The organism is Melissospora conviva, from assembly GCF_049523535.1.
In the GTDB taxonomy this organism is placed as follows: domain Bacteria; phylum Actinomycetota; class Actinomycetes; order Mycobacteriales; family Micromonosporaceae; genus Melissospora; species Melissospora conviva.
Window position 1 is genome coordinate 234,435 of sequence record NZ_JBLLDT010000005.1, and the last position, 22,578, is coordinate 257,012.

Consider the following 22,578-nt stretch of genomic DNA (forward strand, 5'->3'; position numbering starts at 1 on the left):
TGACGCAGACGGCAGAATGCAGGGGCCAGAACCCAGGCGGAAAAGGCGGATCAGGATCGTGACGACCTCTGTTGACCAGCGGATCGCCGAGGAGCTCGGCGTCCGTACCGACCAGGTGCGGGCCGCCGTCGAGCTGCTCGACGGCGGGGCCACCGTGCCGTTCATCGCCCGGTACCGGAAGGAGGCCACCGGGCTGCTCGACGACGCGCAACTGCGCACCCTCGAGGAGCGCCTGCGCTACCTGCGGGAGCTGGACGAGCGGCGCGCGGCGATCCTGGAGTCGATCAGGAACCAGGGCAAGCTCGACGAGGCGCTCGAGGCGCAGATCCTCGCCGCCGACTCCAAGGCCCGGCTGGAGGACATCTACCTGCCGTACAAGCCGAAGCGGCGGACCCGGGCGCAGATCGCCCGCGAGGCGGGGCTGGAGCCGCTGGCCGACGCCCTGCTGGCCGACCCGGGCCTCGACCCGCGCGTCACCGCAGCCGGCTACGCCGACGCCGACAAGGGCATCGCCGACGCCGCCGCCGCGCTGGAGGGGGCGCGGCACATCCTCATCGAACGCTTCGCCGAGGACGCCGACCTGATCGGTGAGCTGCGCGAGCAGATGTGGGGCCGGGGCCGGCTGGTCTCCCGGGTACGCGAGGGGCAGGAGGCCACCGGCGCGAAGTTCGCCGACTACTTCGACTTCGCCGAGCCTTTCACCCGCCTCCCTTCGCACCGGGTGCTGGCGATGTTCCGCGGTGAGAAGGAGGGCGTGCTCGACCTGACCATGGACCCGGAGTCCGAGCCGGCCGACGAGCTCGTCCCCGGCCCGAGCCGCTACGAGCAGCGCATCGCCGCCCGCTTCGGCATCGTCGACCGGCAGCGCCCGGCCGACCGCTGGCTCGCCGACACGGTGCGCTGGGCGTGGCGTACCCGGATCCTGATCCACCTCGGGGCGGACCTGCGGCTGCGGCTGTGGCAGGCGGCCGAGGAGGACGCGGTCGGGGTCTTCGCCACGAACCTGCGCGACCTGCTGCTGGCCGCCCCCGCCGGGGCCCGCCCGACGATGGGGCTGGACCCGGGGCTGCGTACCGGCGTGAAGGTGGCAGTGGTCGACGCCACCGGCAAGGTCGTCGCCACCGACACCATCTATCCGCACGAGCCGCGTCGGCAGTGGGACGCCTCGATCGCCACGATCGCCCGGCTGGCCCGCGCGCACGGCGTGGAGCTGATCGCGATCGGCAACGGCACCGCCTCGCGGGAGACCGACCGGCTCGCCGCCGACCTGATCAAGCTGCACCCGGAGCTGGGGCTGACCAAGGTCGTCGTCTCCGAGGCCGGCGCGTCGGTCTACTCCGCCTCGGCGTACGCCTCACAGGAGCTGCCGCAGCTGGACGTCTCGCTGCGCGGCGCGGTCTCCATCGCCCGCCGGCTGCAGGACCCGCTCGCCGAGCTGGTCAAGATCGAACCGCGTTCCATCGGTGTCGGGCAGTACCAGCACGACCTGTCGGAGACCAAGCTGTCGCGGTCGCTGGACGCCGTCGTCGAGGACTGCGTCAACGCGGTCGGGGTGGACGTCAACACCGCATCGGCTCCGCTGCTGGCCCGGGTCTCCGGCATCGGCGCCGGACTGGCCGAGAACATCGTGCTGCACCGCGACGCCAACGGCCCGTTCCGCACCCGTACCGAGTTGAAGAAGGTCGCCCGGCTGGGGCCGAAGGCGTTCGAGCAGTGCGCGGGCTTCCTGCGCATCCCCGGCGGCGACGACCCGCTGGACTCCTCCAGCGTGCACCCGGAGTCCTACCCGGTGGTGCGGCGCATCCTGGCGAGCGCCGGCAGCGACCTGCGGGGCCTGATCGGCCGCAGCACCATCCTGCGCGGGCTGCGGGCGACCGACTTCGTCGACGACCGTTTCGGCCTGCCGACGGTCACCGACATCCTGCGGGAGCTGGAGAAGCCGGGCCGGGATCCGCGCCCGGAGTTCAAGACCGCCACCTTCGCCGAGGGCGTGGAGAAGATCGGCGACCTGGTGCCGGGGATGCTGCTGGAGGGGGTGGTGACAAACGTCGCCGCCTTCGGCGCCTTCGTCGACGTCGGTGTGCACCAGGACGGCCTGGTGCACGTCTCGGCGATGTCGCACACCTTCGTCAAGGACCCGCGCGACGTGGTCAAGTCCGGTGACGTGGTGCGGGTCAAGGTGCTCGACGTCGACGTGCCCCGCAAGCGGATCTCGCTGACCCTGCGCCTGGACGACGAGACGACCCCGGCCGCCGGCGGTGACAGCCCGGCGCGCGGCGGTGAACGCGGCCGGCGTGGCGGCCCGAGCGGCGGGCAGGGCGACAACCGGCGGGCCGGGAAGAGCGGCACGCAGAGCGGCCAAGGCGACGGGCAGGGCGGCCGCCGCCAGGGTGAGCCCGGCCGGGGCGGCCAGCCCCGCCAGGACCGGCGCCAGCCCGAACCGCAGGGCGCGATCGCCGACGCCCTGCGCCGCGCCGGCCTGGCCTGACCAACGGTGGTGCGGGCCGGCCGGCCCGCACCACCCCGGCAGCCGGCGGCGCCGCTCGCCCGCTTCCCGTCGACGCCGGTCCACACTCTCCTGCCGACGCCCACGGCACCGCCCGGGTGGAACCCTTCGCATATCGCGCAAATGGCCGGGTTCCCCGGGATATGGTGCGGCTGGTGGGCCCGGCACCTCGCCGGCCGTCACGACCGGCCTCAGGAACCCGATGACCCCGTTGGCGCGCTCCCGATCGGCGGTCACCGCGTGGCTCTGGGTGCTCAGCGCCGCCGCGATCGTCACTTCGTTCCTGGTCCGCACCGCGGGCCGCGCCGCCGTTCGCCCCGACTTCGACGACGGTGTCTACTGGCAGACCGCGTGGGCGATCGGCGCCGGCGACCGGCCGTACGCCGAGGTCTTCCACGCCCAGCCCCCGCTCTTCCCGGCCATCATCTCGGTGCCGTTCGCGCTCCTGCCCGGCGCGGAGGCCGGGGCGCCGGCCGAGACCGCCGCCCGGCTGGTGATGGTCGGCTTCACCCTGCTGATCGTGGCGATCGCCGCCGGCATCACCGCGCTGCTCGCCGGCGCTCGGGCCGCAGCCCTGACCGCGCTGGTCATCGCGATACTGCCGCCGGTGCAGCGCTACTGCTACCAGTTCGGCGCCGACCTGCCGGCGACCGCCTGCGCCGGTGGGGCGCTGCTGGCCGCACTGCGCGCCCGGGCCACCGGCAACCGCTGGTGGTGGTCGGCGGCCGGGGCGAGCATGGCCCTCGCCCTCGGCGCGAAGCTCATCGCGATCTTCGTGGGGCCGTCGCTGCTGCTGCTGCTCCTGGCCGGGTCGCTGCGCGGCCGGGGCCCCCGCCGTGCCCTCGCCGACCTGGGCGCGGCCGCCGCCGGGTTCGCCGCCGCCTGCCTGGCCGTCGTGCTGCTGATCCGCCCGCCCCGGGCCGCCCTCGCCCAGATCGTCAACTTCCACCTCCAGGACACCAGCGGCATCCGCACCTCTCCCACCGGCACCCTCACCGACCTGGTGCTCTGGACGACGCCGTTCGTGCTCGCCATCGTGGCCGCAACGATCGCGGCCCTGCGCTGGCGGGTTCCGGCGCAGCGCACGCCGCTGGCGGCCGTGGTGTTGTGGCAGGTGCTGGTGGTGCCCTTCGGTCTGCTCCACAGCCCGATCTCGGAACACCAGCTGATCTTCTTCGCGGTGCCGGGAGCGGTGCTGATCGGCACCGGCGCCACCGCTGCCTGGCGGCGCCTCAGGAGCCGCCACCGGTGGCCGGCCACCGCAGCTCTGGCGGTGCTGGCGCTGCTCTGCGCGGCACAGGCCTGGCTCGTTCCGTTGCAACCGCCGATCGGCGTTCCCGCCGTCCGGGCCTGCCTCGACGGGCTGCCCGACGGTGCGGTACTGGTCAGCGACGACCAGCAACTGCTGGCCCGCGCCGGCCTGCGCACCCCGCCCTGGCTCGCCGACACCTCCCACGTCCGGCTCGCCTCGGGCTACCTGCCGGACTCGCGGATCATCACCGAGATCGAGGCCGCCGACGGGGTGCTGCTGGCCCCGCCCGAGCGGGCCCGGTTCGACTCGCCGCAGGTGCTCGACCGGGTCCGTGCGGACTTCCCCGTGCGGTACGCCGCCGACGGCTACCAGCTCTTCCTCCGTACCCCCGTGGACCGCCCGGACTGCGCCGCGGCCCGGGTCGGCCCGTGACGGGTTCGCGGGCGTACGGGAGGAACCTGCGGGCCGATTCGGCGTTGACCATGAACAAGGGGCCGGGCGCTGGTTTGGCCCGGCATCCAGGTGGGCAGGTGGGCACAGGTGACAGGTGAATCGATGCGACCAGCGGCAGCGGCCGGTGCTCCGGCCCGGGCGCGGGCGACCGACATCCGGTTGCCCGGGATCATTCTCGGTGTCGGTCTCGGCGGGTTCGTCGACGGCATCGTGCTGCACCAGGTACTGCAGTGGCACCATCTGCTCAGCAGCACGGGCTCCGACAACGTGGGCATCACGGCGTACCCGGTGACCACCCTCGACGGGCTGCGGATGAACACCCTCTGGGACGGGCTCTTCCATGTCGTGACCTGGGTGGCGGTCCTGACCGGCCTGGCGCTGCTCTACTCCCGGGTCACCGACTCCCGGGGCCGGCTCTGGCGCTCCCAGGCGCTCTGGGGCTGGGCGCTGGTGGGCTGGGGCCTGTTCAACCTGGTCGAGGGGATCATCGACCACCACCTGCTCGGCATCCACCACGTCCGCAGCGGACCGAACCAGCTCTGGTGGGATCTCGGCTTCCTCGCGCTCGGCGCGCTGCTGGTCGTCGGCGGCTGGCTGCTGGCCCGCAACGCCGGCCAGGTGACACTCCCCGCCGACGGCGAGCGCGACGCGGGCAGCGACCGGCCGCGCTGACGCGGTGCCCACAGTGGAGCCCACGCCGGGCGCGCTCGCCGCGCTGCTGGCCCTGCTGGTCTACCTCGTCGCTGCCGGCCGGGCACGCCGTACCGGTCCCGGCTGGCAGCACGGGCGCACGGTCGCCTTTACGGTCGGGGCGCTGCTGCTGGCGTACGCGCTGGCCGACCCGGCTGTCGGATTCCCGGCGCACATGCGCCAGCACCTGCTGATCGGCATGCTCGCCCCGCTGGGGCTGGTGCTGGGCGCGCCGCTGACCCTGGTGCTGCGGACCGTCGACGTGCACACCGGACGACGGGTGGTGCGGCTGCTGCGCAGCCGGCCCGCCCGCGTGCTGTCGCACCCGGTCACCGGGCTGCTGCTGACCGCCGGCGGGCTCTGGGTGCTCTACCTGACGCCGCTGTACCGGGCGACCGAGGCGTATCCGCTGGCCCACGACCTGGTGCACCTGCACTTCCTGGCCGCCGGCTACCTCTTCACCTGGTCGATCACCGGGCCGGACCCGGGTCCGCACCGTCCCGGGGTGCCGTTCCGGCTGGTGGTGCTCGGCGTCTCAATCGTCGCCCACGCCACCTGCTCCCAGCTGATGTACGCCGGACTGCTCGTCGACGTGCCGGCCCCGCCGGAGCAGCTGCGGGCCGGGGCGACGGTGATGTACTACGGCGGGGATCTCGCCGAGATCCTGCTGGCCCTGGCGATGCTGACGACGTGGCGCCCGGCCCGCCCCCGCGTCACCACCAGCGCCGACACCGATCAGCCAATTGACATGCGTGACTACAGGGCGCAGGGTTTTCCTCGACGGTGGATTCGTTCGAGGGGGCGCGATGCGCACGAAACGGCTGACACTGGTCTGCGTTCTCACTCTGGTCGGCGCGTTGGCGGTACCGCCGCCGGCGACGGCTGACCCGGGTCCGGCGCCGGGCGGCGCCGACCAGCTGGAGGTCTACACCGCCACCCTGGACGGTGTCGGGCTGGAGCGGCTGCGGCAGGCCGGGGTGGACCTTGGACACAGCAGGCGGGACGCCACCGCGCAGGGCACCCGGGTCGAGGTGGTGCTGACCGGCCGGCAGGCACAGCGGCTCGCCGCCGACGGTGTCGAGCTGACCGTGAAAACCGTGCAGGGCCGGCCCGCCTCCGGCGAGCTGCGCCGGCAGTCCGCTGACGGATACACGGTTTTCCGCTCGTACAGCGAGCCGGGCGGCATCCGGGACGAGCTGGAGGCAACCGCGGCCCGCTTCCCGAAGCTGACGAAGGTGCAGACCATCGGGCAGAGCCGGCAGGGCAAGCCGATCCTGGCCATCAAACTGACCCGCGACGCCCGGTCGCTGCCCGACGGCAAACGCCCGGCGGTGCTCTACGCCGGCGCCCAGCACGCCCGCGAGTGGATCACACCGGAGATGAACCGCCGGCTGATGCACCACGTGCTCGACAACTACGGCCGCGACCGGCAGATCACCCGGCTGCTTGACACCACCGAACTCTGGTTCGTGCCGGTGGCCAACCCGGACGGCTACGACCACACCTTCACCCCCGGCAACCGGCTGTGGCGCAAGAACCTGCGCGACAACAACGGCGACGGGCAGGTCGGCGGCGGCGACGGCGTGGACCTGAACCGCAACTTCGACTACCGCTGGGGCTACGACAACGAGGGTTCATCACCGGATCCGGCGAACGAGACCTACCGGGGGCCGGGGCCGAACTCCGAGCCGGAGACGCAGGCGCTGGACCGGCTCTTCCGCCGGGTCGGCTTCGAGTTCTTCGTCAACTACCACTCCGCCGCCGAACTGCTCCTCTACGGCGTCGGCTGGCAGGTCTCCACGCCCACTCCCGACGACGTGATCTACGAGGCGATGGCCGGCGACGACGCGAACCCGGCGATCCCCGGCTATGACCCGGACATCTCGGCGGAGCTGTACACCACCAACGGCGACACCGACAGCCACGCGGTGGTCCGCTACGGCACGCTCGGCTTCACCCCGGAGATGTCGACCTGCGAGGCGGCCGCCGCCTCCGACCCGGACGACGAATGGCACCCGCAGGACTGCGTCAGCGGCTTCATCTTCCCCGACGACGAGCGCCTCGTCGCCGCCGAGGTGGCCAAGAACCTGCCCTTCGCGCTCGCCGTCGCCCGCTCCGCCGCCGACCCGGACGAGCCGGTGTCGGTGGTGGGCCGGCACACCCCGGACTTCGTCGTCGACGCCTTCGACGTCTCCTACGGCCGCGACCAGCAGGTCGCCGTGATCACCCGCCGCGCCCTGAAGAACGTGCGGATGAACTACCGGATCAACAACGGCCGGACCCGGTCCGTCGCCGTCCGCGAGTGGCGTGGCGGCGAGCGGTACGGCGACACCAACGACCGCTACTTCGCCGAGATGCGGGCCGGCGTCACCGGCGCGCGGGCCGGTGACCGGGTGCAGGTCTGGTTCACCGGGGTCAAACCGAAGTCCGGGCCGGTGACCAGCGAGTCGTTCCGTTACCGGGTGCACGACGACATCGGCGGGGACGTGCTGGTGCTGGCCGCCGAGGACGTCACGGGCGTGAGCCCCGCGCAGGAGGGCAGCACGGCGAAGTACGCCGACGAGGTCGCCGCGTCGCTGCGCAAGGCGGGTCGCTCCAGCGACGTCTACGACTTCGACGCGATGGGCCGCACGGCGCCGCACCCGCTCGGCGTACTCTCCCACTACCGGGCGGTCGTCTGGGAGACCGGCGACGACGTGATCCTGCGGGCGCCGGGTCAGGTGCCCGGCACGGCGGCCCGGGCCGCGCAGGAGATCGAACTGGCGGTGCGCGACTACCTCAATGAGGGGGGCAAGCTGCTGGTCAGCGGCAAGTACGCCCTCTACGCCCAGGGCGCGAACGGCGGGTACGCGTACCGGCCGGACGCACCGCCGGAGTGCACCGACGCCGGGGACCCGGCCTGCCTGCCGCTGCTCAACGACTTCCAGCAGTACTACCTCGGTGCCCACACGTACGTCAGTGACGGCGGCACCGCGAGCGACGGCACCCCGTACGCGGTGCGGGGCGACGACGGGGCGTTCGCCGGTTTCGGCGCGCCGCTCAACGCCCCCGGTTCGGCCGGCAACCAGGACCACACGGCGTCGTTCCTGACGACGTCGAGTTTCCTGCCGCCCGACGAGTTCCCGCTCTTCGCCAGCTCCGCTCCGGTGGGCTGGGCCCGGCCGGGCGGCGCGCCGTTCGACCCACGCACCGGCGAGTGGTACCTCTACAGCGGACAGTCCGACGAGGCGTACAAGCGGCTGACCCGTACCGTCGACCTGACCGGCGCCACCAGCGGTGAGCTGCGCTTCTTCAGCTCCTACGACATCGAGGCCGACTGGGACTTCATGATCGTGGAGGCGCACGAGGTGGGCAGCGACCAGTGGACGACGCTGCCGGACGCCAACGGCAAGACCAGCACCGCCACCGGCGACAGCTGCCAGTCGGGCTGGGCCGAGACCGTGCATCCGTTCCTGCGGCACTACGTCGGCGCCGACTGCTCGCCCACCGGCAGCACCGGCGCGTGGCACGCCGCCACCGGCAGCTCCAACGGCTGGCAGGAGTGGTCGGTCGACCTGTCGGCGTACGCCGGCAAGCAGGTCGAGGTCTCCATCTCGTACGTCTCGGACTGGGGCACCCAGGGGCTCGGGGTCTTCCTCGACGACGCGCGGGTGATCGCCGACGGCGTGACGGTCGCCGAGACCTCCTTCGAGACCGAGGATCTGGGCGGCTGGACGGTGGCCGGCCCGCCGGCCGGTTCGATGCCGTCGGAGCAGAACTGGTCGCGCAGCCGACAGGCGTTCGAGGAGGGGGCGGTGGTGGTCACCGCCGACACCGTCTATCTGGGTTTCGGCCTGGAAGGGCTGGCCCCGACCGCCCGTGACGAGCTGGTCGCCCGGTCGCTGCGGCACCTGCTCGGCGGCCGCGGCCGGCGCTGACAGTCGATCGCCGGGGTGGCCGCCGTCGGTGGCCACCCCGGCGTTGACGCGCCGGGTGCGCGGGTCAGGCGGCGTCGAGCGCGGCGGTGACCAGCTCCTGGGCCTCGGCCTGGATGCGGGCCAGGTGTTCGGGCCCCTGCATCGACTCGGCGTAGATCTTGTAGACGTCCTCGGTGCCGGAGGGGCGGGCGGCGAACCAGCCGCTGGCGGTGAGCACCTTGAGGCCGCCGATCGGCGCGTCGTTGCCCGGCGCCCGGGTCAGGGTCGCCGTGATCGGCTCCCCCGCCAGTTCGGTGGCGGTTACCTGCTCGGGCGAGAGCTTCGCCAGGACGGCCTTCTGTTCCCGGCCGGCGGGCGCGTCGGTGCGGGCGTACGCGGGGGCCCCGAAGCGGGCGGTGAGGTCGGCGTAGTGCTCGCTCGGCGTCCGGCCCGTCCGGGCGATGATCTCGGCGGCGAGCAGGCAGAGCAGGATGCCGTCCTTGTCGGTGGTCCAGGTGCTGCCGTCGGTACGCAGGAACGACGCGCCGGCGCTCTCCTCGCCGCCGAAGCCGACGCTGCCGTCGAGCAGGCCGGGGACGAACCATTTGAAGCCCACCGGCACCTCGATGAGACGCCGGCCCAGGTCGGCGGCGACCAGGTCGATCATCGCCGAGGAGACCAGGGTCTTGCCGATTGCGGTGTCCGGACGCCAGCCGGGGCGGTGCCGGTAGAGGTAGGAGATCGCCACCGCCAGGTAGTGGTTGGGGTTCATCAGCCCGCCGTCGGGGGTGACGATGCCGTGCCGGTCGGCGTCGGCGTCGTTGCCGGTGGAGAGCTGGTAGTCGGCGCGGGCGGCGACCAGCGCGGCCATCGCGTTCGGCGAGGAGCAGTCCATCCGGATCTTGCCGTCGCCGTCGAGGGTCATGAAGCGCCAGGTCGGGTCGACCTGCGGGTTGACCACGGTCAGGTCCAGCCCGTGCCGGTCGGCGATCTCACCCCAGTAGGCGACGCTCGCCCCGCCGAGCGGGTCGGCGCCGATGCGCACCCCGGCGTCGCGGATCGCCGCCAGGTCGAGCACGGCGGGCAGGTCGTCGACGTACGTGCCGAGGAAGTCGTACCGGCCGGTGGTGGCGGCCGCCAGCGCCCGGGCGTACGGGACGCGCCGCACGTCGCGGCAGCCCTCGGCGAGCAGGGCGTTGGCGCGGTCCTGGATCCATCCGGTCACGTCGCTGCCGGCCGGGCCGCCGTTGGCGGGGTTGTACTTGAAGCCGCCGTCGGCGGGGGGATTGTGCGACGGCGTGATCACGATGCCGTCGGCGAGGCCGCGCTCACGGCCCCGGTTGTGGTTGAGGATGGCGTGCGAGACGGCCGGGGTGGGGGTGTAGCCGTCGCGGCTGTCGATCAGCACGGTCACGTCGTTGGCGGCCAGCACCTCCAGCGCGGTGGCGGTCGCCGGGGCGGAGAGGGCGTGGGTGTCGCGGCCGAGAAAGAGCGGGCCGTCGACACCGTGCGCCCGCCGGTAGTCGCAGAGCGCCTGGGTGACGGCGAGGATGTGCTCGGCGTTGAAGGCGTTGTTCAGGCTGGAGCCGCGATGGCCGGAGGTGCCGAAGGAGACCTGCTGCGCGCGGTCGGTCGGGTCGGGGCGCCCGGTGTAGTAGGCGGTGATCAATGCCGGCACGTCGACGAGGTCGGCGGGCTGGGCGCTCTGACCGGCACGGGGATGGACCGACACGCGTACCTCCTGGGTGGATCTTGCGGCAATGGCTCATTTTCCCTTCTCAGGGCCGGTTATGCCCGTCGGCGCGTCACGGCTCGACCCGGGTTCCCTTGCCGATGACCACCACGCCGTTGTCGGAGACGGTGTAGCGCTGCCGGTCGCGCTCGGCGTCGACACCGATCTCGGCCCCTTCGGGCACCACGACGAACTTGTCGAGGATCGCGTTGCGCACCACTGCGTGCCGGCCGATCTCCACCCCCTCCATCAGCACCGAGCCGTCGACGTGCGCCCAGGAGTGCACCCGCACCTTCGGGGAGACAACCGAGTTCTCCACCAGCGCCCCGGAGATCACCGAGCCGGGCGAGACCAGCGAGCCGACAGCCCGCCCGACGCGCTCCTGCCGGCCGTGGACGAACTTCGCCGGCGGCCACGGGGGCTGGTCGGTGTAGATGGGCCAGGCGAAGTTGTAGAGGTTGAAGACCGGATGCACCGAGATCAGGTCCATGTGGGCGTCGTAGAAGGAGTCGAGGGTGCCGACGTCGCGCCAGTAGCCACGGTCCCGGTCGGTGCTGCCGGGCACCTCGTTGTCGCTGAAGTCGTAGACGTTCGCCTCGCCCCGCCCCACCAGCATCGGGATGATGCTGCCACCCATGTCATGCTTGCTGATCTTGTCGGCGGCGTCGGTCTCGACCGCCTCGCAGAGCAGTTTGGTGCTGAAGACGTAGTTACCCATCGAGGCGTAGACCTCCGCCGGTGAGCCCGGCAGGCCGACCGCGTCGGTGGGCTTCTCCCGGAAGGCGCGGATCTGGCGGCTGTCGGCGCCCACCTCGATCACCCCGAACTGGTCCGCCAGGTGCAGCGGCTGGCGGATGCCGGCCACTGTGACACCCGCGCCGGAGGCGATGTGCTCGGCCAGCATCTGCCGCGGATCCATCCGGTAGATGTGGTCCGCGCCGAAGACGATCACATAGTCCGGCTGCTCGTCGTGGATCAGGTTGAAACTCTGGTAGATGGCGTCGGCGGAGCCGGCGAACCACCACGGGCCGCGACGCTGCTGTGCCGGCACCGGCGTGACGTAGTTGCCGAGCAGATTGGACATCCGCCAGGTCTTGGTGATGTGCCGGTCCAGGGAGTGCGACTTGTACTGCGTCAGCACCACGATTTTCAGATATCCGGCGTTCGCCAGATTGGAGAGGACGAAATCGATCATCCGGTACATGCCGCCGAACGGCACTGCCGGCTTGGCGCGGTCAGTGGTCAACGGCATCAGCCGCTTCCCCTCGCCGCCGGCCAGGACAATTGCGAGCACCTTGGCAGACATGTATCGACGCTAACCAACCTGTAACGAGACCACCACTCGTGGCGATCGATGATCTGCACTATGGTGCGAAAGGTGCGCCTCACCCCCGGATCCGGCCCGATTCGCGTCGACCTGCTCACCCGCGAATACCCACCCGAGGTGTACGGCGGCGCCGGCGTCCACGTGGAGTACCTGGCCCGCGAGCTGCGACGCCGGGCGGACGTACGGGTGCACTGCTTCGGCGCGCCGCGCGACGAGCCGGCGGTGACGGCCTACCCGCAGCCGGCGGCGCTGGCCGGGGCGAACCCGGCCCTGCAGACAATGGGCGTGGACCTGGCGATGGCCGCCGGCTGCGCCGGCACGGACCTGGTGCACAGCCACACCTGGTACGCCAACCTCGCCGGCCACACCGCCAAGCTGCTGCACGGGGTGCCGCACGTGGTGACCGTGCACAGCCTGGAGCCGCTGCGGCCGTGGAAAGCCGAACAGCTCGGCGGCGGGTACACCCTCTCCTCCTGGTGCGAACGGAGCGCGATCGAGGCCGCCGACGCGGTGATCGCCGTCAGCGCCGGGATGCGCCGCGACGTGCTGACGGCGTACCCGGCGGTGAACCCGGCCCGGGTCCAGGTCGTGCACAACGGCATCGACACCGCCCAGTACGCCCCGGACCACGGCACCGAGGTGCTGACCCGGCTCGGCGTCGACCCCGACCGCCCCAGCGTCGTCTACGTCGGACGGATCACCCGGCAGAAGGGGCTGCCGTACCTGCTCCGGGCGGCGCGGTCCCTGCCCGCGCGCACGCAGCTGGTGCTCCTGGCCGGCGCGCCGGACACCCCGGAGATCGCCGCCGAGGTGCGCGGGCTCGTCGACGAGCTGCGGGCGACCCGTTCCGGGGTGGTCTGGGTCGCCGAGATGCTCCCCAAGCACGAGGTGATCCAGGTGCTCAGCCACGCCACCGTCTTCGTCTGCCCGTCGGTCTACGAGCCGATGGGGATCGTCAACCTGGAGGCGATGGCCTGCGAGACAGCGGTCGTGGCCACCGCCACCGGCGGCATCCCCGAGGTCGTCGACGACGGTGCGACGGGGCTGCTGGTGCCGATCGCGCAGGCGACCGACGGCTCCGGCACGCCGCTGGACCCGGACCGCTTCGTGACCGACCTGGCGGCGGCGATCAACGCCCTGCTCGCCGACCCGGAACGCACCGCGCGGCTGGGGCGTGCCGGGCGCCGCCGGGCCGTCGACCACTTCTCCTGGACGGCCATCGCCGACCGCACGGTGGACGTGTACCGCTCCCTGCTGAAGGAGCAGCGGAGCTGATGCCCGGAAGGCGCGCGTCGAGTCAGTTGTCCGTCTCGCCGCCCGGGCCGTCCGGGGCCGGCGGGCGGCCCAGGCGCTCCCACAGAATCCTGCGGCCCAGGCCGGCTGCATAGAGGTTTCCCGCGATGGCGAGAGCCGCGAAGCTGTATTTGCCCTCCATCAGCAACGCGATCACCGGCAGGCCGGTGGAGAGCACGAGGGCGCACCAGAACATCCACACAGGTAGGTCGAACCATGGTCGCACCACCTGATTCAACAGCGTCAGTCACAGGTTTGGCCAGCGGGCGGACGGTCGAGATCGGTTTCGACGGCAGCGGCCCGCAGTGATCGATCCCGGCGGATATTCATCAAAGCCGCTAGGTTGGTCAGGGTGACGGGGCGATTCTCGATCGAAGCGGTCACCCCCGCGGTCGCTGCCGGCCGCTATCCCGCGAAGGCGGTCGTCGGGGAGCTGCTCCCGGTGACGGCCGTGGCCTACCGGGAGGGGCACCACGCGCTGGGCTGCGCCGTGCGCTGGCAGGGCCCGGCAGACCCCGAGCCCCGCCCCCGGGTACGGATGCGCCCCGGCGCCCCGGGTCTTGACCAGTGGCACGCCACCATCACACCCGACGCTGTCGGCGACTGGAGCTTCGCCGTCGAGGCGTTCGACGACCCGTACCTGACCTGGCGCGGGGCGGTGGCCAAGAAGCTCGCCGCCGGGCAGGGCGTCGGGGAACTCGCCAACGACCTCGCCGAGGGTGCGCAGCTGCTGGCCGAGGCGAGCGCGGTCGTGCCGGCGGCGCAGCGGTCGCGGCTCGCCGCCGCCGCGGCGGCGCTGACCGAGCCGGAGCTGGCGCTCGCCGCGCGGGTCGGCCCGGCCCTGGAGCTGGCGGAGCTGCTCTGGGCACATCCGCTGCGCCGGCTGGTGACAGTCAGCGACACCTACCCCATCTGGGTTGACCGGCCGCGGGCCCTCTTCTCCGCCTGGTACGAGCTCTTCCCCCGCTCCGAGGGTGCGGTGCCGGCGACCGAGGAGCATCCGGCCGTCTCCGGCACCTTCGCCACCGCCGCGCAGCGGCTGCCGCAGGTGGCGGCGATGGGTTTCGACGTGCTCTACCTGCCGCCGATCCACCCGATCGGCCGGGTCAACCGCAAGGGCCGCAACAACAGCCTGCTCGCCGGGCCCGACGACGTCGGCTCCCCCTGGGCCATCGGCACCGCCGAGGGCGGCCACGACGCGATCCACCCCGACCTGGGCACGCCCGCGGACTTCCGCGCCTTCCTCGCCGCCGCCCACGCCAACGGGCTGGAGGTGGCGATGGACCTGGCGCTGCAGTGCGCCCCCGACCATCCGTGGGTCAGCGCCCACCCGGAGTGGTTCACCACCCGGGCCGACGGCAGCATCGCGTACGCGGAGAACCCGCCGAAGCGCTACGAGGACATCTACCCGCTGAACTTCGACAACGACCCGGACGGGTTGCGGGCCGAGATTCTGCGGGTGGTGCGGCACTGGGTCGACGAGGGAGTGCAGATCTTCCGGGTCGACAACCCGCACACCAAGCCGCTGGACTTCTGGCACTGGCTGATCTGGGAGGTCAAGCGGACCGACCCGGACGTGCTCTTCCTCGCCGAGGCGTTCACCCGCCCGGCGGTCATGCACGGCCTGGCAAAGATCGGCTTCAGTCAGTCCTACACCTACTTCACCTGGCGCAACAGTCCCGCCGAACTGCGCGAGTACTGCACCGAACTCGTCGCCGCCGCCGACTACATGCGCCCCAACTTCTGGCCCAACACCCCCGACATCCTGCCGCCGGCCCTGCAGGAAGGCGGCCCGGCGATGTTCCGGATCCGGGCGGTGCTGGCGGCGCTGCTCTCCCCCTCCTGGGGCATCTACGCCGGCTATGAGCTCTTCGAGCATGTGGCCCGCCCCGGCGCCGGGGAGTACCTCGACAACGAGAAGTTCGAGCTGCGGCCCCGCGACTGGGCCGCAGCCGAGGCGCAGGGCCGTTCGCTGGCGCCGTTCCTGGCCCGGCTCAACGCGATCCGGCGCGCCAACCCCGCCCTGCACCGGCTGCGCAACCTCGTCTTCCACGAGATCGACAACCCGGCGCTGCTCTGCTGGTCCAAACGCGACCCGGGCACCGGCAACACGGTCCTGGTGGTCTGCACCACCGACCCGCGAACGGTGCAGTGGGGCAACACCACCCTCGACATGCCGGCGCTGGGCCTGGACTGGCACGAGCACTTCACCGCCTGCGACGAGCTGACCGGGGTCCGCTACGACTGGGGGCAGCGCAACGCCGTACGCCTCGACCCGTACCTCTGGCCGGCGCACATCTTCACGCTCCACCCCGCCGGCCAGGCCCCGGCCGCCACGGACGCGACGACCGCGCAGGTGGCGGACGCGACGACGGCGCAGGTGGCGGATCCGAGCACGGAAGCCGTGGTGTCGCCTGTCGGCCCGGGAGCCGACACCGCAGTGGAACCTGGCGGCAACCCGGCGGCGACGGCTGCCCGGGAGACTGCCGACGGCCCCGGCGACGCCCGCCCGGCCCGGAAGGAGCGGCGATGGAGCAGCTGATCACCGGCGCGGTCGCCGATCCGCACGCGCTGCTCGGCGCCCATCCCGATGGCGACGGCACCGTCCTGCGCACGCTGCGCCGGGGCGCGTCCCAGGTCAGCGCCGTGGTCGACGGGGTACGCCATCCGATGCGCCGCCGGGATTCTGAGGGGATCTTCGAGGTCACCGTGCCCGCGACGGTCACCGACTACCGCGTCGAGGTCGACGGGACGCTGCACGACGACCCGTACCGGTATCCGCCGGAGCTCGGCGAGCTGGACCTGCACCTGATCGCCGAAGGGCGGCACGAGCGGCTCTGGGAGGCGCTCGGCGCCCGGCCGCGCCCCGGCGGCGGGGTGCGCTTCACGCTCTGGGCCCCCAACGCCCGCGGCGTACGGGTGGTCGGCGACTTCACCGGCTGGGGGCCGCACGAGGGCTGGCCGATGCGCTCGCTGGGCGGCAGCGGCGTCTGGGAACTGGTCGTGCCGGACGCGGCGGCCGGCGACCGTTACAAGTTCCGGATCCTCGCCCCGGACGGGCAGTGGCGGGAGAAGGCCGACCCGATGGCGGCGCGCACCGAGATCCCGCCGGCGACGGCCTCGGTGGTCGCGGCGTCCGACACCTACTCCTGGTCGGACGCGCACTGGCTCGACCGGCGCGCGGCGCGGCAGCCGCACCAGGAGCCGATGAGCGTCTACGAGGTGCACCTCGGCTCGTGGCGGCCCGGGCTGGGCTACCGGGAACTGGCCGAGCAGCTGACGGCGTACGTGGTCGAGCTGGGTTTCACACACGTGGAGCTCCTGCCGGTGATGGAGCACCCGTACGGCGGCTCCTGGGGTTACCAGGTCACCGGCTACTACGCGCCGACGGCACGCTTCGGCAGCCCGGACGACTTCCGGCACCTGGTGGACCGGCTGCACGCCGCCGGCGTCGGGGTGATCCTGGACTGGGTGCCGGCGCACTTCCCGCGCGACGAGTGGGCGCTGGCCCGCTTCGACGGCACACCCCTGTACGAACACCCCGACCCGCAGCGCGGCGAGCACCCCGACTGGGGGACGTACGTCTTCGACTTCGGCCGCCCGGAGGTGCGCAACTTCCTGGTCGCCAACGCCCTCTACTGGCTGGCGGAGTTCCACGTCGACGGGCTGCGGGTGGACGCGGTCGCCTCGATGCTCTACCTCGACTACTCCCGAGCCGACGGCCAGTGGAGCCCCAACGTCCACGGCGGGCGGGAAAACCTGGAGGCGCTCGCGTTCCTCCAGGAGGTCAACGCCACCGTCTACAAGCACCACCCGGGCGCGCTGATGATCGCCGAGGAGTCGACGGCCTGGCCGGGGGTGACCCGGCCGACCTCCGACGGCGGGCTGGGCTTCGGCTTCAAATGGAACATGGGCTGGATGCACGACACCCTGCTCTACACCTCCAAGGACCCGATCTACCGCCGCCACCACCACCATCAGCTCACCTTCTCCCTGGTGTACGCGTGGAGCGAGACCTACCTGCTGCCGATCAGCCACGACGAGGTGGTGCACGGCAAGGGCTCACTGGCGGGCAAGATGCCCGGCGACACCTGGCAGCGGCTGGCGACCGTACGGGCGCTGCTTGCGTACATGTGGGCGCATCCCGGCAAGAAGCTGCTCTTCATGGGCTGCGAGCTCGCCGACGACCGGGAGTGGAGCGAGCAGCGCGGCCTGGACTGGGGGCTACTGGACGACCCGGCGCGGGCCGGCGTGCAGCGCCTTGTCGCCGACTTGAACGCGGTCTACGGCCAGACTCCTGCGCTCTGGACGCAGGACACCGACCCGGCCGGCTTTCGCTGGATCGTCGCCGATGACGCCGACAACAACGTGTCGGTTTTCGTTCGGATCGCGGCGGATGGCAACACCCTGGTCTGTGTGGCGGCCTTCTCCGCTACCCCACAGGAGGGTTACCGGATCGGGCTACCGGCCGGGGGGACCTGGCGGGAGGTGCTCAATACCGACTCCGCGCACTACGGCGGGTCGGGGGTGGGCAACCTGGGCGCGGTGCACGCCGAGGACGTGCCGTGGCACGGGCTGCCCGCCTCGGCGGCGCTGCGGATCCCGCCGCTCGGCGTGCTCTGGCTGCGCCAGGAGTAGCCACCGGCAGACGGTGTGGTGCGGTCGCAAAGAACCGCGCGTGGGCAGGGACGGGTCCAGCGGGTCGATCAGCGTCGTGCTCGGCCCCGGAAAACCCCGCGGGTGCGGGGATGGGATGGTCGGCTACCGCCTTCCAACGGCACGTGGGAAGACCCCGCGCGTGCGGGGACGAGCTGCCGCCGACCCGGTGCGTGAACAGCACCGCCGGATGACCTCCGCGCGTGCGGGGACGAGGGGATCGTCCGCTTGCCGGTACCCTTCGGGGCCGGATGACTCCCGCGCGTGCGGGGACGAGAGCGCCTCCAGGTTCTCCCGGCCGCCGTACCGGGGATGACCCCCGCGCGCGCGGGGACGAGCTCATCGGCGACGCGTTCACCGCCAGCAAGGAAGGATGACCCCCGCGCGCGCGGGGACGAGCCGCACCCGGTACCCGGCGCGCTGCACCTGGTCGGATGACCCCCGCGCGTGCGGGGACGAGCGGTACCGGGCGGCGTAGCGGTTGTACTGGTCGGGATGACCCCCGCGCGTGCGGGGACGAGACGTGGTGGTGGAAGAACATCGTCACGCCCGCGGGATGACCCCCGCGCGTGCGGGGACGAGTAACACACCCATCGATGGTTCCTCTCGACGCTAGGATGACCCCCGCGCGTGCGGGGACGAGCCACCCGGTGATGACCACAGCCACCGCAGGCAGGGGATGACCCCCGCGCGTGCGGGGACGAGGCTTGTTGACCTGGGGCTTTACGAGCGAGGGCGGGCCATCAGCATCAGTCCGTCGAGATCGACCGGCAGCCAACGATCCCGGCCGGCAGTCCGTACTGCCCAGCCTTGTTCGTTCCTCGCGGGTTCGATCATGACTACCTGCCCGTCACCACAGCGCGTCGCCAGCACTGCCCACAGACGGTCGCGTACGCGGGTGCTCGGGTTACCCACGAACACACCGGGAGCAATCTCGATCATCCAGCGAGTGAGGTGCCCCCGGAGACCTTCCGCTACCGCTATCAGCACGATGACTGTCACCAGTCCACCTGCGGCTCTCGCAGTTCCGGGCCGCTCACGCCGACGAAGGACGTCTCATCAAAGGCATCGACGTAGTCGTTTGCCCAGTTGATTCCGCCCGGCACCGATCCGGCCTCGTCGTCCCACAGCTCGTTGGCGTCCTGATCCGAGGTTTCGGTCGCGCCGTCAAGCAGGAGAGCCTTGATGTCCCGCACGATCCGGGACATCAGCTTGCCGTCTGCGACGCGGTCTCGGAATGCCGTACGCGCATCACGTTCGCTGGTGAGTCCCATCGCCGCAAGGTCGAACGCCAACGGAATCGTGTACTCGGCCTTGTACAGGTCGGCGATGTCGAGCACGAAGGATGTTGCGCCTCCGGTGTGCACGAACCCGAGGCCAGGGCTGGCGCCCAAGCCGACGATTGCGGCGTGGCAGATGCCGTATAGGCAACTGTGTCCTGCCGACAGCAGCCGGTTCACGTCGTCTCCGGCTTCGAAGGGCTGGCCGGGCTTGTAGAGCCGACCGTCCCAGGGCACACCCGTACGGCGAGAGTGCGCCTGGTAGATCTTCTTTACGCGCGCGCCTTCCCTGCCTCGAAGCTGCTGCATGTTGAGTGACGCGATGTCCTCACCAGGAAACCGCATGGCGTACATGCGTCGGGCCACGCCGAGCCGCTCCTTGGTGCGGCTGACAAGATACGCCTGACGGATGAGGAGTTGCGACCCTCTGCTGGGGCCTGCGCCCGCCGCGTAGAGCCGCACTCCCTTCTCGCCGACCCAGCACAGCGCGGTGCCGGAATCCGCGAGGAGCCGTACGGCTGCGGTAGTGATGCGGGTGCCCGGCCCGAGCAGAAGCGTGGCGACCATCGCCGCCGGGACTCTGACCGTGCGCTCCTTGTTGACCAGGACGACTGCATTGTCAGCCCGGTCGACGTGACAGCGTTCGACGTAGACGCTCGATATCCGATCACTGATCCGGTGCAGGTCCTGTGGGTCCGCCAGCCACCACACGTCACACCGTCTGAGCAGATCGGGGTGGCGCCAAGGTCAGCATTCCGAACCCGTACGCCTTGCTGGGGCCCACCCCGTACAGGAGCGCCTTTCTCGCCTCATCGGGATCGTCGATGCGCAGCAGTCCGTCGAAGACGACGCTCTCCAGCACAACCGGTGGGACGTCGGTTCGGCGTCCGTCCTTGTGGAACCGCAACCGATGACGGTCGCTCGCCCGCACCGCCGGCACGTCGTCGCCGTCCACGCGGTCGGTGGGGATTGTGCAGCCAAGCCGTTGCAAGCGTTCGGTGACCCAGGTGATCTGGTCGGGCAGCGACCGGTGGGCGACGCGCACTCCCCTTGGCCGGTCACCGGCCAGGCGTTGGGCCTGTTCCTTGGAGGGCGCCTTTGGTTTCTTGGTGGCGATGGTGGGATTGGCCTTCAACCGGAAGGCGAACATCCTGCCACGCTGAAGCTGGTTCAGGACAGGTTCGTAGGGCCGCACCATGAACTGCGGCTCTTGGGCGCCGGGCCAACCGGCCTGCTCGACGAGGTGCTCCCACGAGGGAGCGGACTCCGTCAGTACCAGCACGGAGAGACGATGTTGTTGCGGGGTTTCCAGCCGCCACAACACCCGCTCCTGTACTGGCTGCCTGCTGATCCCGTATAGAACCGCGGCGTGCAGGATGTGCGGGTTGCGCAGCATCTGCTGGGTCCGTGCGCGCATGGGGTTGAGATGGATCCTGGACAAGTACGACATCAGCTACCACCCGAGCAATGCAAAGGGGTCATGTTCCTGGGCTCCTGCGCCTTCTCCGCCTGTCGCCACCCGCACCCAGTCCTGGCGGACTCGCCGCATCTCGAACCCCCGCCGGAGCGGGTCGAAGGTGCGCGGCACGTCGGTGCGGACGTCTGGGCCGAGGTTGTCGTCGACGGTGATGGGCAGTTCAACCGTCGCCAAGTTGCCGTGCCGACGCTCAAGCACCTCGCGGTGGTTCTCGCCTGCCTGCCAGGGCACAGCTGACAGGACCTGCGCAGGATCCCCCGGCCAGAGATCGGCTGTCCCCTCCCCTGTCGCGGTGAAAAGCAGCAACGGCTGCGACGGCGGGCACGATCGTCGACCCAACGCCAACGGGAAGGCAGGCTGACGAAGCGCGGCGGCCAGCGCCGAGAGCAGCTCGACCGGGCCTGCCACCGCCGCCACGAAGACCGCGTCCTGGAGGTAGTAGCGCTGGGTGACGTGGGTCCACTTCGCCGGCGAAGTGAACTTCTGCACGCCCTTGGCATTGACGGAGGCGGACAGCAGCGGACGGCCGGTCAGGTCGCTGACGGTGTGATAGTCCCGCAGCAGGGTCCCCGGCTGGTCGGTACGCACCCCGAGGCTGAGGCCGACGAGGTCCTCGATCGGGTCCTGACGGCGTCGGCCCTGCGCGGCGCTGAGCAGCCCGAGCACTCCGCTCTTGGTGGGCTCGTCCATGGTGTCTCGGCGGTTGAACTGGCCACGGCCGCCCCACGATTGCAGCGGCCCTGCCAGACGCAACACCAGACTGAAGTTCGATGCGCTCATCACGCATCGCGCTCCTGGAGCCTGTCACGGATAGCGGCGACGGTGAGGTCGATGCTTTCGTCGAGTCGACGTGGGCTACCGAAAGCCTCGGCGAGCAGCGCGGCGTTCTTCGTTTCGTCGCTGTCGTAGCCGGCATTGGTGGCGACTACGGGGTCGTACACGCTGGTCACCGTGCGTGGCGTGAAGCCCCAGGCGTTGCTTCCGTTCTGGAGTTCGGCCGCCAGGCGCAGGGCGGCCTGGCCGAGGATGCCGTCCTTGCTGCGCACCGGCTTCTCGTAGGCGGACACGAGGTTGATGGGCTGGTCCTCACGGACAACGAAGCTGACCAGGTTCGGCAGGGTGTGGTGCGCGAAGGTGTTCTGGTGTCCGGTGGGCATCGACACGACGAACGCCCGGAGGAAAGCGCGGGCCGCCTCGATGGTGGCGTCGAGGTCGTTGCCGAGGTTGGCCGCGAGCTGGTGCACTCCGAGGGTGGCGTATCGGTAGAGCGTCGCCGAGGTGAACTCGACGGTGCCGATCATCGCGGCGCCGGCGTCCTCCTCCATGGTCTTCTCGTCGTCGACCGCGGTGTAGTAGTCGAACTCGATCTCGGCGGGATGCACCGAGATTGCGTGTGCGACCTGGGTGGCGGCATCGACGTTGAGTGACGGAATGTCGGCGACCATCCGGCCGAAGAGCGCCACGTCGATGGGGTGCCCGCTGGTCAGTTGCTGACGCACCGGCAGATCCGAGACCGCCTTGGCGAGCGCGTCGTCGGCCAGTGCCGCGAGCTCTGCGGCCCGGTCGGAGACCAGATCGACGATGGCGTCGAGCTGGCTGATTCCGAAGAACAGCAGGTACGCGCTCTCCTCTGCCTTCTTGCCGGCTTTGATGTTGAGTTCATGAGCGAGGAGGGCGTTGCCCAGGCGGGTCGCGGCTTCACCATCGAGGCCGGTGCGTTCGGCGATCCGCCCGGCGAGGAGACCAGAGACCCGCTTGGTGCGGGTACCGAGCTGAGCTGCGGTCATGCCGGCCTGCTGCCGGAAAGCCAGTCGGGTGGCCCGCTTCCACGCCTGCGACGACACCCGGGCGCGACGGGCACCGCCGTACACCGCCTGCTTGGGGCTTCCCGCGTCGTCGCGGTTCAGGTTCGACGGCGGAACGGTCTGCAGGATGTGCACGTCGATGTAGGTACGGGGGATATTCACAGATTCTCCTCGGAAGAGCGTCGATATTCAGGTCTCGGCGAGAGCGCCG

The 22,578-nt window shown here is 71.3% G+C and carries 16 protein-coding genes and 1 CRISPR repeat array; of the genes, 8 read left to right on the forward strand and 8 right to left on the reverse strand.

Annotated elements, in window-relative coordinates:
* Positions 1-16 precede the first annotated feature (16 nt).
* The 5 genes from ACK8GG_RS14415 to ACK8GG_RS14435 all read left to right on the forward strand — a co-directional run bounded on the left by ACK8GG_RS14415 (position 17) and on the right by ACK8GG_RS14435 (position 8,818).
* Positions 17-2,488 carry a Tex family protein gene (locus ACK8GG_RS14415; RefSeq protein ID WP_440356532.1) on the forward strand — a complete coding sequence of 824 codons (2,472 nt, stop codon included), beginning with the start codon at positions 17-19 and terminating at the stop codon, positions 2,486-2,488.
* Between the two features lie 220 nt (positions 2,489-2,708).
* Entirely contained in the window at positions 2,709-4,190 is a 1,482-nt protein-coding gene (locus tag ACK8GG_RS14420; protein WP_440356533.1) for a glycosyltransferase family 39 protein, read from the forward strand.
* Between the two features lie 123 nt (positions 4,191-4,313).
* Entirely contained in the window at positions 4,314-4,883 is a 570-nt protein-coding gene (locus tag ACK8GG_RS14425) for a DUF2243 domain-containing protein (protein ID WP_440356534.1), read from the forward strand.
* Between the two features lie 13 nt (positions 4,884-4,896).
* Complete coding sequence (locus ACK8GG_RS14430) at positions 4,897-5,787, forward strand: cytochrome c oxidase assembly protein (RefSeq protein ID WP_440356535.1); 891 nt, start codon at positions 4,897-4,899, stop codon at positions 5,785-5,787.
* Positions 5,708-8,818 (forward strand): M14 family metallopeptidase, encoded by a 3,111-nt coding sequence (locus ACK8GG_RS14435; RefSeq protein WP_440356536.1) that lies wholly within the window; start codon positions 5,708-5,710, stop codon positions 8,816-8,818. Before ACK8GG_RS14430 ends, ACK8GG_RS14435 begins: the two co-directional genes overlap by 80 nt.
* Before the next feature lie 64 nt (positions 8,819-8,882).
* Here the strand turns inward: ACK8GG_RS14435 and pgm are convergent, their stop codons facing one another.
* Positions 8,883-10,529, reverse strand: a complete 1,647-nt coding sequence (gene pgm, locus ACK8GG_RS14440) for a phosphoglucomutase (alpha-D-glucose-1,6-bisphosphate-dependent) (protein ID WP_440356537.1) — start codon at positions 10,527-10,529, stop codon at positions 8,883-8,885.
* A 73-nt stretch (positions 10,530-10,602) separates the two neighbouring features.
* Positions 10,603-11,835 carry a glucose-1-phosphate adenylyltransferase gene (glgC, locus tag ACK8GG_RS14445; protein ID WP_440350817.1) on the reverse strand — a complete coding sequence of 411 codons (1,233 nt, stop codon included), beginning with the start codon at positions 11,833-11,835 and terminating at the stop codon, positions 10,603-10,605.
* Positions 11,836-11,895: 60 nt separating this feature from the next.
* On the opposite strand from glgC, the gene glgA reads away from it, so the two are divergent.
* A complete protein-coding gene (glgA, locus tag ACK8GG_RS14450) occupies positions 11,896-13,131 on the forward strand; it encodes a glycogen synthase (protein ID WP_440356538.1) in 1,236 nt (411 codons plus the stop codon).
* A gap of 22 nt (positions 13,132-13,153) precedes the next feature.
* Here glgA and ACK8GG_RS14455 read toward each other — a convergent pair whose 3' ends face one another.
* On the reverse strand, positions 13,154-13,387 hold the full coding sequence (locus tag ACK8GG_RS14455; protein ID WP_440353728.1) for a hypothetical protein: 234 nt from the start codon (positions 13,385-13,387) through the stop codon (positions 13,154-13,156).
* Between the two features lie 114 nt (positions 13,388-13,501).
* On the opposite strand from ACK8GG_RS14455, the gene ACK8GG_RS14460 reads away from it, so the two are divergent.
* On the forward strand, positions 13,502-15,691 hold the full coding sequence (locus ACK8GG_RS14460) for an alpha-1,4-glucan--maltose-1-phosphate maltosyltransferase (protein WP_440356539.1): 2,190 nt from the start codon (positions 13,502-13,504) through the stop codon (positions 15,689-15,691).
* Positions 15,679-17,787, forward strand: coding sequence for a 1,4-alpha-glucan branching protein GlgB (gene glgB / locus ACK8GG_RS14465; protein WP_440356540.1), 2,109 nt, complete (start codon positions 15,679-15,681; stop codon positions 17,785-17,787). The genes ACK8GG_RS14460 and glgB overlap by 13 nt, the downstream gene beginning before the upstream one ends.
* A gap of 145 nt (positions 17,788-17,932) precedes the next feature.
* Positions 17,933-18,510: direct repeats of the CRISPR family, unit length 28 nt; unit sequence GGATGACCCCCGCGCGTGCGGGGACGAG.
* Positions 18,511-18,528: 18 nt separating this feature from the next.
* Here the strand turns inward: glgB and cas2e are convergent.
* Genes cas2e through cas7e form a run of 5 tightly spaced genes read right to left on the reverse strand, consistent with a single transcriptional unit; the run spans position 18,529 to position 22,529 of the window.
* Positions 18,529-18,807: a type I-E CRISPR-associated endoribonuclease Cas2e gene (cas2e, locus tag ACK8GG_RS14470; protein ID WP_440356541.1), complete on the reverse strand. Its 279-nt coding sequence runs from the start codon at positions 18,805-18,807 to the stop codon at positions 18,529-18,531.
* A complete protein-coding gene (gene cas1e / locus ACK8GG_RS14475; protein WP_440356542.1) occupies positions 18,804-19,796 on the reverse strand; it encodes a type I-E CRISPR-associated endonuclease Cas1e in 993 nt (330 codons plus the stop codon). The genes cas2e and cas1e overlap by 4 nt, the downstream gene beginning before the upstream one ends.
* A 1-nt stretch (position 19,797) precedes the next feature.
* Positions 19,798-20,535, reverse strand: a complete 738-nt coding sequence (gene cas6e, locus ACK8GG_RS14480; protein ID WP_440356543.1) for a type I-E CRISPR-associated protein Cas6/Cse3/CasE — start codon at positions 20,533-20,535, stop codon at positions 19,798-19,800.
* A 3-nt stretch (positions 20,536-20,538) separates the two neighbouring features.
* Positions 20,539-21,342 (reverse strand): type I-E CRISPR-associated protein Cas5/CasD, encoded by an 804-nt coding sequence (gene cas5e, locus ACK8GG_RS14485; RefSeq protein WP_440356544.1) that lies wholly within the window; start codon positions 21,340-21,342, stop codon positions 20,539-20,541.
* Positions 21,342-22,529: a type I-E CRISPR-associated protein Cas7/Cse4/CasC gene (gene cas7e, locus ACK8GG_RS14490; protein ID WP_440356545.1), complete on the reverse strand. Its 1,188-nt coding sequence runs from the start codon at positions 22,527-22,529 to the stop codon at positions 21,342-21,344. The genes cas5e and cas7e overlap by 1 nt, the downstream gene beginning before the upstream one ends.
* Positions 22,530-22,578 lie beyond the last annotated feature (49 nt).